Raw genomic sequence first — 12,644 nt, 5'->3', positions numbered from 1 at the left:
AATGCGGAAAGAGCTTATTGGATTCCGGTAGTTTTACTTATTAAGTATCTTTCGGTATCACGGCTACTTCTTAAAATAAGTTCTCCTAAAAATCCGGCAAGGAAGAACTGAGTTCCTATCACCATCAAAATTAGAGAGATAAAAAACCAGGGATTTTGTGTAACCAATATATTTGGTAATTGGTGGTACAACTTATAAAGTTTAGAAACACCAATCCATGCAGCGGCCGAAAACCCAAGAAAGAACATTAGAACTCCTAAGGCACCAAATAAATGCATAGGTCTTTTGCCGAATTTAGATAAGAACCATATGCTTATAAGGTCTAGAAATCCGTTAATAAACCGATCCATTCCAAACTTGGTCTTCCCGTATTTTCTGGCTTGATGTTTAACTTCTTTTTCTGTAATGTTACTGAATCCCGCATTTTTAGCCAAAACGGGAATGTATCTGTGCATTTCACCATACACATCTATATTCTTTATAACTTCTTTTCTATAAGCTTTTAAACCGCAATTAAAGTCGTGTAGTTTAACTCCTGAAGTTTTTCTTGCAGCCGCATTAAAAAGTTTGGAAGGCAAATTCTTACTAAGAACAGAATCGTATCGCTTCTTTTTCCAGCCTGAAACCAGATCGAAATGTTCTTTTTGTATAAGATCATATAGCTCCGGGATCTCTTCAGGATTATCCTGAAGGTCTGCATCCATTGTAATTATTACATCGCCTAAAGCTTCTAGAAACCCCGCATGTAATGCCTGAGATTTTCCGTAATTTCTGTTGAATTTAATTCCTTTTACATTGACATCTTGTACAGCCAAATTAGAAATGGTTTTCCAAGACCCATCTGTGCTGCCATCATCAATAAAAATTATTTCATAAGAATAAGAATTGGATTGCATCACCGATACAATCCAATTATATAATTCTGTTAAAGATTCTTCCTCATTTAATAGAGGAATAACTATAGATAGTTGCATTCAATTTTATTTAGACTATCCTTCCATAGGATTTTTATTCTTCATGATCAATCCTGCGATCAAAGATATGATTAGTCCGAAAAACAAGTTTCCAACTAAAGAAAAAGCCACGACCATTATAGGAGAGGTAAATTTAGAAGTCATCTCTGCAGCTGCGTCTAATTGAGCTTCTGTAAGGTCTGGTGAAGACTCTACCATTTTCTCACGGTTAACTTCCATCATTTGGTTCATATAATCTGGTTCAATATAATTCATAAGAACAAACGACCAAACTGCTGCGATAATACCACCAATAACTGCTACTCCAATACCTACTTTTATAGCTTCCCCAAGACTTAAGAACCCACCATTTTCAGACTTAAAAGCTTTTATACCTAAGGATATAATGGTAATTAGAACTAAGAATCCAATAAGTGTGTAAATTATGCCTGGATCTAGATATACATTGGTAACATACATAATTACTCCAAAAATAACAGAGACAATTCCTAATAACAGTCCATAATTAAGCACAAATTTTTTAGCAGTAGCTTGTTGATTTTCCATAAAATTGATTTTGAAAGATTAGTTTTGTGGTTAGTTAACAAATATAACAATTCGTTACAAACATAGATATTTAATGTTTTGTTGATATCATTGAAAAAATAATGAGGATATAGTTTGATATTTATTAAAAATGATTAAATTTGCCACTCGAAAAACGAACACCATTTTAAAGAATAAATAGATGAAGCAGGGAATCCATCCGGAAAATTATAGATTAGTAGCATTTAAAGACATGTCTAACGAAGAAGTCTTTCTTACTAAATCTACCGCGAACACTAAAGAAACTATTGAAGTTGAAGGAACTGAGTATCCATTAGTTAAAATGGAAATCTCAAGAACATCACATCCATTTTATACTGGGAAATCTAAATTATTAGATACAGCAGGTAGAATTGATAAATTCAAGAACAAATACGCTAAATTCAAGAAATAATTCTTGTTTTAGTGATCCTTTAAAGCCTTCAGAAATGAAGGCTTTTTTTATGGAATAGTTTTCTTTAAATCTTAAGTAGAAAATATACTCAAGCAAGCAATTTAAATAATGGAATTTCATTAGTATTTTAGCATTCAAATTATAGGACATGAATTATATACTTTTTGATGGTTCTTCTAGAGACCAACTCTTACCATTTACCTTTACTAGACCGGTTGCAGATATTAGAATTGGAATTCTTACTATCCGGGAAAAATGGGAGAATTTGTTAAGTACAACCACTTCTACAGTAACCGAGGACTACTTGTCTAACAAATGGCCAATGGTAGAAATGGAGCGAAATATTATGATAAATGCTTCTTTTCTACCCACTCCAGAATTATTAATTCAAATTGAAAATCTAGAAGAAAATGAGGCTATCTTTTATGAAGAGGATATCGTCGCATTTTATACTTTAGAAGATCAAGAAGTAGATTTTTCTACCTATACAACTTTGGAACTTGCTGGTGATGCTTTTCAGATAGCACACACTTGGGACATTTTCGCGAAAAATGGAGCTGCTATTGCTGCAGATTTTGAGCTGCTTAAACAAGACAGGGATTCTCAGCCTATCCCTGCTTCTAATAATGTGGTAAAGCCGGAAAATATTTTCATAGAAGAAGGAGCAAAGGTAGAATTTGCAACTTTGAATGCTTCTGAGGGCCCTATTTATATAGGAGCAAATTCAGAAATAATGGAAGGAAGTTTGGTTCGAGGGCCTCTGGCACTTTGTGAGCATGCAACTTTAAAATTAGGCGCTAAAATATATGGTCCAACAACAATTGGTCCTCACACCAAGGTTGGAGGGGAAGTTAATAATGTGGTGATCTTTGGTTTTTCCAATAAAGGTCATGATGGATTTCTAGGAAATTCAGTAATTGGAGAATGGTGTAATCTTGGTGCCGATACCAATAACTCTAATCTTAAAAATAATTATACTGAAGTAAGACTTTGGGATTATGAAACAGAGGGGTTTGCTAGAACAGGTCTTCAATTCTGCGGATTAATGATGGGAGATCATAGTAAATGCGGAATTAATACCATGTTTAATACCGGAACAGTTGTAGGAGTGAGTTCAAATATTTTTGGTAGCGGGTTTCCTCGGAATTTTATTCCGAGTTTTAGTTGGGGCGGTAGCGGAGGAATGACCACTTATAAAACATCTAAAGCTTTTGAGGTAGCAGAAATTGTGATGAAACGACGAGGCATCGAGTTTACTGAGGATGATAAGGAGATTTTAGAGCAGGTGTTTGAAGATTCTAAAAAGTGGAGAAGAGAGTAAATGCCTAATTCTCATTCCGTATACATTTTATGAACCCAAGATTTGTTGGTATATTTGCATCCCAAAATTTAATGGTAATTAGTTGAACACCTTGGGATGTAATATCGACACCTAGGGTTCTAGGACTAATTTCAAAATCGAGATAAATCTCGTGGATATAAACCTCAATGAGGGAATCAAGAACCTCGGGGCAAGCCCACGAGGTATGACTTGGAAAATACTTTTAAAAATTCGAGGCAAGCCTCGGGGAATTAAACCCTCAATGAGGGATTAAAGATTTAATCAATGGCAAATCTTCAAAAAGTAGCTTTTTATACGTTGGGCTGTAAGCTCAATTTTTCTGAAACAAGCACTATTGCTCGTTCTTTTAAAAATGAAGGCTTTCAAAAGGTAGAATTTTCTGAAAAAGCAGATATTTATGTAATAAATACCTGTTCTGTAACAGAGAATGCCGACAAAAGATTTAAGTCTATCGTTAAACAAGCTCAGAAAGTTAACGAAGATGCTTTTGTAATTGCTATTGGGTGCTATGCGCAATTAAAACCTGAAGAACTAGCAGATGTTAATGGAGTAGATCTAGTTCTTGGAGCTACAGAAAAATTCAAAATCACAGATTATCTAAATGATCTAACAAAACAAGAATTTGCTGAAATTCATTCTTGTGAGATTGCAGATGCCGATTTTTACGAAAGTGCTTATTCTTTTGGAGATAGAACCAGAGCCTTTTTAAAAGTGCAAGATGGATGCGATTATAAATGTACTTATTGTACAATTCCATTAGCAAGAGGAATTTCCAGAAGTGATAATTTACAGAATGTTTTAAATAATGCGTCAGAAATCGCTGCTAAAGGAATTCAGGAAATTGTACTTACCGGAGTAAATATTGGAGACTATGGGAAAGGTGAGTTTGGAGACAAGAAGCATGAACATACCTTTTTAGACTTAGTTAAAGCATTAGATGAAGTAGAAGGCATCAATAGGTTGAGGATATCATCTATAGAGCCTAATTTACTTGAAAATGAAACTATAGACTTTGTGGCCCAAAGCAATAGTTTTGTGCCGCATTTTCATATCCCTTTGCAGAGTGGAAGTAACGAAATTTTGAAGGCAATGCGCCGCAGATACTTACGAGAATTGTATGTAGAAAAGGTAAGTCAGATTAAAAGGGTGATGCCAAATGCGTGTATAGGAGTAGATGTGATCGTTGGGTTTCCTGGAGAAACAAATGAGCGCTTTTTAGAAACTTATAATTTCTTAAATGAATTGGATATCTCTTATCTGCATGTTTTCGCTTATTCTGAAAGAGAAAATACACTGGCGGCAGAAATGGAAGATGTTGTTCCATTAAGTGTAAGAAAAAAGAGGAGTAAAATGCTAAGGGGACTTTCAGCTAAAAAGCGAAGAGCATTTTATGAAAGTCAGTTGGGAACCTCTCACACTGTATTATTCGAAGGTGAAAATAAACAGGGCTATATTCACGGATTTACAGAAAATTATGTAAAAGTAAAAACTCCGTGGAATCCAGAGTTAATTAATACCCTTCATCAAATTAAATTAGATAAAATTGATGAGGATGGAATTGTAAGATTTACTTATAATGAGCTGGAGATCGCGAATTAAATATTCATTCCTACTGGCAAAAGATCTTTATATTTTCTTCTATTCTTGCGCATATATTTAGCAATTTCAGGATTTGTAGGCACCACTTTATGTGTTCCTTCCTGAATATAACTTAATAATGCCTCTAAAAATGGTTCTAAATATCCGCCATCTTTAAGTATTTCTGGCATTTTAAGTTTTGTTAAGAACACTTTTCGCTCTTGCTGAGAATATTCTACAATTACTAACTCTTCGTTGATCACAGATTCAAATTGTCTTAAAAACTCATTGTCTGTAATTTTTATTTCTACATCAATCATCATTGTAAGATTTTTATTCAAAGATACTTCAATACGAGGTATTTTTAAGGCTTGTTTAACTATCATTTCAATTATGTGTGCATTTCAACCGTTTTTAACACTGTTCTTTAGCTATATAATAGAATTTTCAGGCGTTGAGCATTAGAATTGGGCTTATTTTTAAATTCATAGGAGATATTGAATATTTGAAAAGAAAATTGTTTTAATTTTTATTGATTCCAGTAATTAGTAAAATAATAAGAATGATAAGATGAAAAATAACTGCGATTTATTTTTCCTTTGGAATGGGATAGATTATTTGTATTTATATCCGTTTAGAGTCCAGTGACCAAATTATCCTATTTGAAATGGTCGCGTCACCCTGAACTTGTTTCAGGGTCTTATACCATATATTTGAGATGCTGAAACAAGTTCAGCATGACGATAACAAACTGTAATCAATTAATAAAAAACTATTTACTGGAACAAAAGCGGACATACAGTTATTTGTATTCTCCATTATAATTTAATAGTTCTTATTTGTAAAAGCCAGGAAAATAGCAGTAATTTGAACAGTAAATTCATGATAATACTTCCCATATTAATATCACATACCTGTTAAAATGCTGATTAACAATGAAATTGTGCATGTGTATTTTATGCCAGGCTTAGCGGCTAACCCTTCGGTTTTTGAGCATATAAAATTACCTGAAGATCAATTCCAGATTCATTTGTTGGAATGGCTGATACCAGAACCTTACGAAACTTTAAAAGAATACGCATTAAGAATGAACTCTTTTATTAAACATGATAATATTGTTTTGATTGGTGTCTCTTTTGGAGGGATTGTTGTACAAGAGATGAGTAAATATTTAGAGTTAAAAAGGCTAATTATTATTTCCAGCGTTAAGTGCAGGAGAGAACTGCCTAGAAGAATGAGGTATGCATCTAATAAAGGCTTAGTGAAATTTTTACCTACCAGTTTATTGAATCATATAGATCAATTTGAAAAGTTGGCATTCGGGGATTTTTTAAAGAAAAGAGCAAAACTTTATAAAAAGTACTTATCTATAATCGATGTGAGTTATGTAGATTGGGCAATTGAGAATATGATTAATTGGGATTGTGAAAAGCCAATTCCAGGAATTGTACATATTCATGGGGATCTAGATCTTGTCTTTCCTTATAAGTATATAAATGGGTGTATAACCGTGAAAGGAGGAACTCATATTATGGTTGTGAATAGATTTAGGTGGTTCAATAAACATCTTCCCTCCATTATTTTGACAGGTAAAAAAGAAGACTAAAAATTAAAATTATAATATATGAAGATTTTGAAAATATTATTGATGAGCGTTGGATTCATTATCATTTGTGCTGTTAGTATACAAGCAGTTCAAGAAGTTCCGAAAGCTGAGATTACCCCAGACCCAAAAACTAAGGTTGTAGCAGAGCATTATGCGATTAATGCATTGCCAATGCCTGAAAATTTAAATTTTGCAGGGGAGCCTGTACCAATAGATAATCCTGATATTTATGAAAGGATGGATAGGGAATTATTAGTTAATACCTATTGGCAATCTAATGCTTTATTACTCATAAAAAGAGCCAACAAATATTTTCCTGTTATTGAGCCAATTCTTGCAGAATATGGTGTGCCTAATGATTTCAAATATTTAGCCGTTATAGAAAGCGGACTTACTCAAGCCGTTTCACCAGCTAAAGCAGTTGGTTTTTGGCAAATTTTAGAGGGAACAGGAAAAGATTTTAAACTTGAGATCAATGATAATGTAGATGAGCGTTATCATATTGAGAAATCTACGAGAGTTGCTTGTGAATATTTAAAGAAGTCTAAAGAACGCTTTGGGACATGGACTATGGCTGCTGCGGCTTATAATGCTGGAAATACGGGAGTGTTAAGACAATTGGAGAGGCAAGATGTGAGTAAGTATTATGACTTGCTGTTAGGAGAAGAAACTGGACGATATGTATTTAGGATCCTTGCTCTTAAGGAGATTATGAGCAATCCGAAAAAATACGGATTCAATTATGATGAAGATCAACTATATAAAGATATTCCAACGTATCGGGTAAAAGTAGATACTGCTGTTACAGATTTTGCTGCTTTTGCCAAAGACCTGGATATTAATTATAAAATATTAAAGATTCACAACCCATGGTTAAGAGATTCCTATTTGAATAATAAATCTAGGAAATCCTACTATTTAGATATTCCTGAAAAAGGATATTATAAATAACATTTCGGAATTAAAAAACAATCAAAAAAGGTGGCCAATTAATTGGCCACCTTTTTTGTAAACTGCAAATAACCTATGTGTTAATTGATTGCAACAGTTTCTTGATTTGTATTGTATTTTTTATCACTTAATAAGTGATTAGCAATACCATCATAAATCAAATTATAATTTAGATCGAAAGATTCTTCAAAACTCTTATTTAAAGAATGCGTAACGCCTCTTCTAATGTCAAGGATCATTTTGTCCTTGTTTAATAGAAATGTTGTTGGAAGGCCTAGAGAATGCTTTAATTGACTAACAACATACGCTCCTTTATTGTTTAATTCATTTACATATAACACCCTAATATTCTTGTTATATGATTTTGCCATTTTCTTTGTTGTTTTTTGATCATCCCAAAAAAGGATTATAAAATCTATTTCATTGCTATATTTATTAGCAAGTTCATTGATTGCAGGAATTTCTCCTTCGGTAGTTACACACCACGAAGCGTATGTTATTAAGTAAGTTGGTTTTTTAAAATCGTATAAAGAAACCTCTTTGCTGTTAATTTGATTAAACTGGAAGTTGTTCATATAGCTCCCATTTAAGCCATATTCTACCAAAGAATCAAAAAGTCTGGTTGCTTCTTTATAATCTCGTCGGCTATAAGCCTTTTCTGCGTTAGATTCGTATTTAGGAAGGTGCAAACCAAGTGCTTCAGAAAAGAATATCTTATTTTCTTCCTGTTGAGCGAAAATGGGGGATACTAATAATAGTAAACTAAAGAGGGGTAATAGTTTTGTCATATGCGGGGTTTGACTTACATTCTCAAAGATAAGTTAGATGTAAGCGCTTGCGAAAATTTTTCGTTCAAACCCCGTTATATTAGTTAAAGTGCATGTTTAAAAAGTTATCCCCTAAGTTGTTAACACTTATAGTATTATATTTTTTTCATTTGCTGCTTCATCATGGTTATTTGCTCTTTTAGCATTCCATGCTTATCCAGTTTTTTAGCTTCGGTAAGAAGCATTTGTGCTTCCCTTTTTCTTCTTTTTGTCATTGCAATTCCGGCAAGATTTAATTTTGCCATCGCAAGATCTTGATCCATTGCTAAACCTAATTTAATAGCTTTTTTGAAGTATTTTTCAGCCTTGGTAATATTGGTTTGAGAAAGCATTAGGCCATTTAGGTACCAATAGTATCCTTGTTGTTTTTGCGTAAGTGCAGTTTCAGGATCTTTTATCTTGTCCAACCATTTTTTAGCTCCCGGAAAATCTTGTTTTCTAAGTCTTAAAAATGCCATAAGGATCATTTCATTTTTAAAATATAAAAATATGAAGATCAAAGAGAGAAGAATTAGCATAATACCATTTCCTATGTGACCTTCTATGAATTGCCACACAGATGCGATTACAATTAATCCGGCTATTACTAATTTGAAATTTTTATTGAACATAAAGCTACTTTTTTTTAAGAGCGCAAAGTTAATAAAAACAATTACAAATTATTTTAAATTTGTTTTTGGAAGATATATAAGTCTTTGTATATTTGCCCGCAGTTTTAGAGATAGGTCTAAACTAGTTAACCCAAGAATTCCACAGAAGATTAAAGATAATTAAAATGAAAAGAACATTTCAACCATCCAAGAGAAAAAGAAAAAACAAACACGGATTCAGAGAGCGCATGGCGAGTGTGAACGGAAGAAAGGTGTTAGCTAGAAGACGTGCAAAGGGTAGAAAAAAATTATCTGTTTCTTCAGAAACTAGACATAAACACTAATGAAAATTAGTATTGAAATAATAAGGTGTTACTTTTATAAGTAACGCCTTTTTTTATATCTAATCGTTTCCTTGTCATTATATAACTATTAAATTCCTCTTTAAAATGCCTAAAAACAGCCAACTTAAATGTGTTTTATTAATCGGTTCCGGCCCAATTGTGATTGGTCAAGCTTGTGAGTTTGATTATGCAGGTGCTCAATCTCTTAAATCACTTAGTGAAGAGGGGATTGAAACAGTGCTAATCAATTCCAATCCGGCAACTATCATGACCGACCCTACAATGGCCGATCATGTTTACTTACTACCACTTACTACCAAATCTATTGTAGAGATTCTTAAAAAACATCCAAATATAGATGCCGTTCTTCCAACTATGGGAGGACAAACTGCCTTGAACCTTTGTATTGAAGCAGATGAGAAAGGTATTTGGAAAGATTTTGGCGTAAAATTGATAGGTGTAGATATAGATGCTATTAATATTACTGAAGATAGAGAGAAGTTCAAGCAGTTAATGGGTAAAATCGGAGTTCCGGTTGCTCCTGCTAAAACGGTTACTTCTTATTTACAAGGAAAGGAAGTAGCACAGGAATTTGGATTTCCATTGGTTATTAGAGCCTCGTTCACCCTTGGAGGTAGTGGTGCGGCTTTTGTACACAAGGCAGAAGATTTTGGTGAATTGCTTACTCGAGGACTTGAAGCTTCGCCTATTCATGAGGTTTTAATAGATAAAGCCTTAGTGGGTTGGAAAGAATATGAATTAGAGCTTTTAAGAGATAAGAATGATAATGTGGTTATTATTTGTTCTATAGAAAATATGGACCCTATGGGAATCCATACAGGAGATTCTATTACTGTAGCACCTGCAATGACCTTGAGCGATGTCACTTATCAGAAAATGAGAGACCTTGCTATCAAAATGATGCGAAACATTGGTGAGTTTTCCGGAGGTTGTAACGTGCAGTTTGCGGTTAGTCCAGATGAAAATGAAGACATTATTGCGATTGAAATAAATCCAAGAGTTTCAAGATCTTCAGCTTTAGCATCGAAGGCAACTGGTTATCCTATTGCAAAAATAGCAACCAAATTAGCTATTGGATTTACTTTAGATGAATTAGAGAATCAGATCACTAAATCTACATCGGCATTATTCGAACCTACTCTAGATTATGTTATCGTAAAAATTCCACGATGGAATTTCGATAAATTTGAGGGTAGCGATCGTACGTTGGGTCTTCAAATGAAATCTGTTGGAGAAGTGATGGGAATTGGAAGATCCTTCCAGGAAGCCTTGCATAAAGCAACTCAATCTTTAGAAATAAAGAGGAACGGACTTGGTGCAGATGGGAAAAGTTATACCAACTACGAACAGATAATAGATAAGTTAACGCATGCAAGCTGGGATAGAGTATTTGTTATTTATGATGCTATCCAGATTGGAATTCCGTTAAGCAGAATTCATGAAATCACTAAAATAGACATGTGGTTCCTTAAACAATACGAGGAGTTATATGCCTTGGACGTAGAGATTTCTAAATTCAACATAGATACCTTGCCTAAAGATTTGTTGTTAGAAGCTAAACAAAAAGGTTTTGCAGATAGACAGATCGCTCATATGTTGAAATGTTTAGAAAGTCAGGTTTATAAGAAAAGAGATGAACTAAATATTAATAGAATTTTTAAATTGGTAGATACTTGCGCTGCCGAATTTAAAGCAGAAACTCCTTATTATTACTCAACTTTTGAAGCAGAAATTGAAAGGGCAGATGGAACGAGATATGTAGATAATGAGAGTAAGGTTAGCGATAAAAAGAAAATTGTAGTTCTAGGATCTGGGCCTAACAGAATTGGTCAAGGAATAGAATTCGATTATAGTTGTGTGCACGGGGTACTTGCAGCTTCAGAATGTGGATATGAGACCATAATGATCAATTGTAACCCAGAAACTGTTTCTACAGATTTTGATGTTGCAGATAAATTATATTTCGAACCTGTTTTCTGGGAGCATATCTACGATATTATTAGACATGAAAAACCAGAAGGCGTAATTGTTCAACTTGGAGGGCAAACTGCACTTAAACTTGCTGAAAAATTAGATAGATACGGGATCAAGGTTATTGGGACAAGTTATCAATCTTTGGATCTTGCAGAAGACAGAGGTAGTTTTTCCGAGTTATTGAAAGAAAATGATATTCCATTTCCGGAATTTGGAGTTGCTGAAACTGCAGACGAAGCTTTGGCAATAGCAGACGAACTTGATTTTCCAATTTTGGTGAGACCATCTTACGTTTTAGGTGGACAAGGAATGAAGATAGTGATCAATAAAAAGGAGCTAGAGGAGCATGTTGTAGATCTTCTTGGAAAGATGCCTAATAATAAGTTGCTTTTAGATCATTATTTAGATGGAGCCATAGAGGCCGAAGCAGATGCTATTTGCGATGGCGAGAATGTATATATAATTGGGATCATGGAGCATATAGAGCCTTGTGGGGTTCACTCCGGAGATTCCAATGCCTTACTGCCTCCATTTAATTTAGGAGATCTTGTAATGCAACAGATAAAAGATCATACTAATAAAATTGCATTGGCTTTAAAAACGGTTGGATTGATCAATATCCAATTTGCTATTAAGGATGATGTGGTGTATATCATAGAAGCCAATCCTAGAGCTTCTCGTACCGTTCCTTTTATTGCGAAGGCATATGGAGAACCTTATGTGAATTATGCAACTAAGGTGATGCTAGGGGAGAAGAAGGTGACAGATTTTGATTTTAATCCTCAGTTAACTGGGTATGCAATTAAACAACCGGTATTTTCGTTTGATAAGTTCCATAATGTAAACAAGGAACTTGGTCCGGAAATGAAGAGTACAGGAGAAAGTATTCTTTTTATAGATGATTTAAAGGATGATATCTTTTACGATTTATATGCGAGAAGAAAAATGTACTTAAGCAAGTAAAAAAAGAATATAAAAAAAATGCTGCCAAAGGGCAGCATTTTTTTTGTTTTGTAGTTTTTGTTTAATCTTTCTTGCTCAATTCCAGTATTTGAACAGAGTTTCTTCCATCTGTAGATTTCCAAACCTGTTTTTTCTTAGAATTGGTAACCATTATCCATGTTTTGTCAAAATCTGATTTTTCAATAGAGTTGGTGCTAGTGATGGTAATAAGATCTTCTCCCTGCATGTTCCAGCGAAATTTCTGTAAATCACTAAATTCATTTTGAAACATACTATAATTTATGTTCTTTTCACCTGTTCCATTTTTATTAATTATAATTTCACCTGCGTTTTGAGTGGTTATGTTTTGTCCTTTTTGATTGTCAACTTCATACCTGTCTACATTCCAGGTTCCTACGAGTTTTGGGCTACAGCTTGTAAATAGTAATGCAGTGATAGCAATAATAAATAATGACTTTTTCATAAAATAACTTTTTTTTTACAAGATAAGGCTTC

At 33.7% G+C, this 12,644-nt stretch carries 13 protein-coding genes; 7 read left to right on the top strand and 6 right to left on the bottom strand.

Going from position 1 to position 12,644, the window contains the following annotated elements:
• Positions 1-14: 14 nt before the first annotated feature.
• Both ES724_RS03605 and ES724_RS03600 read right to left on the bottom strand, forming a co-directional pair.
• The gene (locus tag ES724_RS03605; protein ID WP_146929667.1) at positions 15-974 is read right to left on the bottom strand and encodes a glycosyltransferase family 2 protein; all 960 of its coding nucleotides are present in this window, start codon (positions 972-974) and stop codon (positions 15-17) included.
• Between the two features lie 15 nt (positions 975-989).
• Positions 990-1,520: a DUF4199 domain-containing protein gene (locus ES724_RS03600; protein WP_146929665.1), complete on the bottom strand. Its 531-nt coding sequence runs from the start codon at positions 1,518-1,520 to the stop codon at positions 990-992.
• A gap of 181 nt (positions 1,521-1,701) precedes the next feature.
• Here ES724_RS03600 and ES724_RS03595 point away from each other — a divergent pair, with 181 nt between their 5' ends.
• From ES724_RS03595 to mtaB, 3 genes are all read left to right on the top strand, one after another.
• Complete coding sequence (locus tag ES724_RS03595) at positions 1,702-1,953, top strand: type B 50S ribosomal protein L31 (RefSeq protein WP_026838261.1); 252 nt, start codon at positions 1,702-1,704, stop codon at positions 1,951-1,953.
• A 148-nt stretch (positions 1,954-2,101) separates the two neighbouring features.
• On the top strand, positions 2,102-3,274 hold the full coding sequence (locus ES724_RS03590; RefSeq protein WP_146929662.1) for a GlmU family protein: 1,173 nt from the start codon (positions 2,102-2,104) through the stop codon (positions 3,272-3,274).
• A 285-nt stretch (positions 3,275-3,559) separates the two neighbouring features.
• Complete coding sequence (gene mtaB / locus ES724_RS03585; RefSeq protein ID WP_146929659.1) at positions 3,560-4,894, top strand: tRNA (N(6)-L-threonylcarbamoyladenosine(37)-C(2))-methylthiotransferase MtaB; 1,335 nt, start codon at positions 3,560-3,562, stop codon at positions 4,892-4,894.
• Here mtaB and ES724_RS03580 read toward each other — a convergent pair.
• Positions 4,891-5,196, bottom strand: coding sequence for an N-acetyltransferase (locus ES724_RS03580; protein WP_146929945.1), 306 nt, complete (start codon positions 5,194-5,196; stop codon positions 4,891-4,893). The two genes, mtaB and ES724_RS03580, sit on opposite strands and share 4 nt — an antisense overlap.
• Before the next feature lie 599 nt (positions 5,197-5,795).
• Between ES724_RS03580 and ES724_RS03575 the strand changes: the two genes are divergently transcribed.
• Together ES724_RS03575 and ES724_RS03570 are read left to right on the top strand one after the other, a co-directional pair.
• A complete protein-coding gene (locus ES724_RS03575; protein ID WP_170249844.1) occupies positions 5,796-6,479 on the top strand; it encodes an alpha/beta fold hydrolase in 684 nt (227 codons plus the stop codon).
• An 18-nt stretch (positions 6,480-6,497) separates the two neighbouring features.
• Positions 6,498-7,430, top strand: coding sequence for a lytic transglycosylase domain-containing protein (locus ES724_RS03570; RefSeq protein ID WP_146929653.1), 933 nt, complete (start codon positions 6,498-6,500; stop codon positions 7,428-7,430).
• Positions 7,431-7,510: 80 nt separating this feature from the next.
• Here ES724_RS03570 and ES724_RS03565 read toward each other — a convergent pair whose 3' ends face one another.
• On the bottom strand, positions 7,511-8,218 hold the full coding sequence (locus tag ES724_RS03565) for a TlpA family protein disulfide reductase (protein WP_146929650.1): 708 nt from the start codon (positions 8,216-8,218) through the stop codon (positions 7,511-7,513).
• Between the two features lie 134 nt (positions 8,219-8,352).
• Positions 8,353-8,868, bottom strand: a complete 516-nt coding sequence (locus tag ES724_RS03560) for a tetratricopeptide repeat protein (RefSeq protein ID WP_146929647.1) — start codon at positions 8,866-8,868, stop codon at positions 8,353-8,355.
• Positions 8,869-9,032: 164 nt separating this feature from the next.
• Here ES724_RS03560 and rpmH point away from each other — a divergent pair, with 164 nt between their 5' ends.
• Positions 9,033-9,191, top strand: a complete 159-nt coding sequence (gene rpmH, locus ES724_RS03555; RefSeq protein ID WP_006990417.1) for a 50S ribosomal protein L34 — start codon at positions 9,033-9,035, stop codon at positions 9,189-9,191.
• 105 nt (positions 9,192-9,296) lie between these two features.
• The gene (gene carB / locus ES724_RS03550; RefSeq protein WP_146929644.1) at positions 9,297-12,149 is read left to right on the top strand and encodes a carbamoyl-phosphate synthase large subunit; all 2,853 of its coding nucleotides are present in this window, start codon (positions 9,297-9,299) and stop codon (positions 12,147-12,149) included.
• A gap of 61 nt (positions 12,150-12,210) precedes the next feature.
• Here carB and ES724_RS03545 read toward each other — a convergent pair whose 3' ends face one another.
• Positions 12,211-12,612 (bottom strand): hypothetical protein, encoded by a 402-nt coding sequence (locus ES724_RS03545; protein WP_026838270.1) that lies wholly within the window; start codon positions 12,610-12,612, stop codon positions 12,211-12,213.
• Between the last annotated feature and the right edge of the window lie 32 nt (positions 12,613-12,644).

The organism is Gillisia hiemivivida, from assembly GCF_007997295.1.
GTDB classification, from domain to species: domain Bacteria; phylum Bacteroidota; class Bacteroidia; order Flavobacteriales; family Flavobacteriaceae; genus Gillisia; species Gillisia hiemivivida.
This window is presented reverse-complemented; position numbering and strand designations above follow the sequence as displayed.